5 protein-coding genes are annotated in these 2,164 nt (G+C 67.8%); 1 reads left to right on the forward strand and 4 read right to left on the reverse strand.

The features are described from left to right. Positions 1–370 (forward strand): GAP family protein (locus WBV89_RS18510; RefSeq protein WP_423982807.1); only part of this gene is annotated, 370 nt, incomplete at its 5' end. A 9-nt stretch (positions 371–379) separates the two neighbouring features. Here the strand turns inward: WBV89_RS18510 and WBV89_RS18515 are convergent. From WBV89_RS18515 to WBV89_RS18530, 4 genes are all read right to left on the reverse strand, one after another. Beyond that, positions 380–652 carry a helix-turn-helix domain-containing protein gene (locus WBV89_RS18515; RefSeq protein ID WP_423982808.1) on the reverse strand — a complete coding sequence of 91 codons (273 nt, stop codon included), beginning with the start codon at positions 650–652 and terminating at the stop codon, positions 380–382. After that, positions 640–1,314, reverse strand: a complete 675-nt coding sequence (locus WBV89_RS18520; RefSeq protein ID WP_423982809.1) for a hypothetical protein — start codon at positions 1,312–1,314, stop codon at positions 640–642. Before WBV89_RS18520 ends, WBV89_RS18515 begins: the two co-directional genes overlap by 13 nt. A 58-nt stretch (positions 1,315–1,372) precedes the next feature. After that, a complete protein-coding gene (locus WBV89_RS18525; protein ID WP_423982810.1) occupies positions 1,373–1,888 on the reverse strand; it encodes a M1 family aminopeptidase in 516 nt (171 codons plus the stop codon). Beyond that, the coding region (locus WBV89_RS18530; protein ID WP_423981192.1) for an SDR family oxidoreductase at positions 1,827–2,164 on the reverse strand (338 nt) is incomplete at its 5' end. The genes WBV89_RS18525 and WBV89_RS18530, both read right to left, overlap by 62 nt.

Genomic DNA, 2,164 nt, shown 5'->3' on the forward strand with positions numbered 1-2,164 from the left:
GCCCGAGATGCCCGCGTGGATGGCCTCGATCGATGATCTCGCCGCGCCCAAGGCGTTCGGTCTCGGTCTGCTTCTCTCCGGGGTCAACCCGAAGAACCTCGGCCTCACGATCGCAGCGAGCGCCAGCATCGGCGCGGCCGGGCTCTCGGGTGGAGAACAAGCGGCGACGGTCGCCGTGTTCATCCTGATCGCGTCGATCACGATCATCGTGCCGGTCGTCGGCTACCTCATCGCCGGCGAGCGCGCGACGCCGCTGCTCAACACGATGAAGGACTGGCTCACGCAGAACAACGCAACGGTGATGACGATCCTGTTCGTCGTGCTCGGCGCCAAGGTGCTGGGTGACGGCATCTCGATCCTCGCCGCCTGAGGATTGCGCCTACCGGGAGCGCCGCATGGTCTCCGAGGGCAGCTCGCCGCAGACGTTGCGGTAGTAGGCGGAGAAGCGACCCGTGTGGGTGAATCCGTGATCGACGGCGATCGACGACACGTTCACCACCGCTGGGTCGTCACGCAGCAGCGCCTGGCGTGTTGCTGCGAGCGCTCGTTGGCGCATGAAAGCGTTCGGCCCGATCCCGAGTGCGTCGCGGAAAGCGAGCTGCAGCCGGCGCTCGGAGACACCGATCTGGCGGGCGAGCGTCAGCACGGGCACGGTCCAGCGACCGGTTCGATCCAGATATGCGCAGATCTCCTCGACGATGTCGATCGACGACAGCCCTCGCGCGCGCTCGTCACCGGTGCGGTGCTCACCGCACGCAACTCGACCGAATCACCGAGGATCCGGTCGACGAGCAGTGGGTCGTCCGGGTCGAGCGAACCCGTGATCAGCTCGTCGTACAGCGGAGCGAACGTGGATCCATCCGAGGCGCTCTCGACGAGCAGCTTGCCGGTTGGGGCCTCGGGGTCGAGGTGCAGGTGCGCAGCGGCGGTTTCGAACGCGCCCCATTCGATCGTCGCCAGTCCGAGGACGAAGCCATCCGGATCGTTCGCGATCTGGCCCTGACCCGGACCGTAGAGGTAGGTCTCGCCGGTGCTGAGATCTTCGCCATCCCACGTTCCGGCACCCGGCAGTCGGAGCACCGTCGTGAAGACGAGTCCATCGCGCTCGGCATGCGCTTCGCCCGCCATCGGGAATCCGAGCTCCATCACCGTCAGCTGGACCGGTCCGAGGTCGACCGAACTGACCGCACTCGTCCCCGTCCCACGCGCGGTGCGGGCCATCGCGCCCGACGCGCCGGGAAGCGCGAGCAGGATCGAGTCAGCATCGTCCGCCAACACCTGCCTCAACCCGGCGGGAGCGTCGGACTCGGGCACGGCGTCTGACGCTATCCGAACTCGATTCAGAGCCCTGGTCGGACTCGGCCCGGAACGACTACCAGGCGGTCGGCTTGGCGGCCGTGCGGAGCCAGACGTCGAAGAACTCCGACAGATCCTGGCCCGAGACGTCCTCGTATACGGCCTCGAAGTCGTCGGTCGTACCGTCGGCGTCGTCGTAGCGCTGCACCCATTCCCGGGCTGCGGCGAAGAAGTCGTCGTCGCCGACCTCAACGCGCAGCGCGTGCAGGGTCGCGGCGCCGCGGTTGTAGACCGCCGACGCGAACAGCCCCATCGGGCCGGGGTCGGCGATCGAGAGCGCCCAGAACGAATTGGTCTCGCTGATCGCCATCACGCTGTCGAAACGAGCCTGCGTCGAGACTCCACCCTGCTGCTCGGCCCACATCCAGCTGGCGTAGGTCGCCCAACCTTCGTTCAACCAGATGTCCGCCCACAGCGATGGGCTGACGGCGTTGCCGAACCACTGGTGAGCGAATCGCCCATCACCGGAGTCAGAGTCCGCGGCGTCCGCCCTCGCGCAGCATCGGTTCGTGGCTCCCGAACCGCCCGCCACCGGGCTCGGCTCCCTCCACCGATCCGGTGGTGAATCCGCCGTCGACGACCAGCGTGTGGCCGGTGACGAATCCGGCCCGATCCGAGGCCAGCCACGTGGCGGCCTCGGCGATGTCCTCCGCCAGTCCGGGGCGGCCCCGTAGCGGAGTCCCCTTGGTGGAGAAGTACTCGAGCGAGCGGTCGAGGGCGTCGGGATCACCGAAGATCACGTCGGCGTTCATCGGTGTGTTGTGTTTGCCGGGCGCGATCGCGCTGGCACGCACGCCGAACGGACCCA

Origin of the sequence: Ilumatobacter sp. (assembly GCF_049588435.1) — a bacterium.
Lineage (GTDB): Bacteria > Actinomycetota > Acidimicrobiia > Acidimicrobiales > Ilumatobacteraceae > Ilumatobacter_A.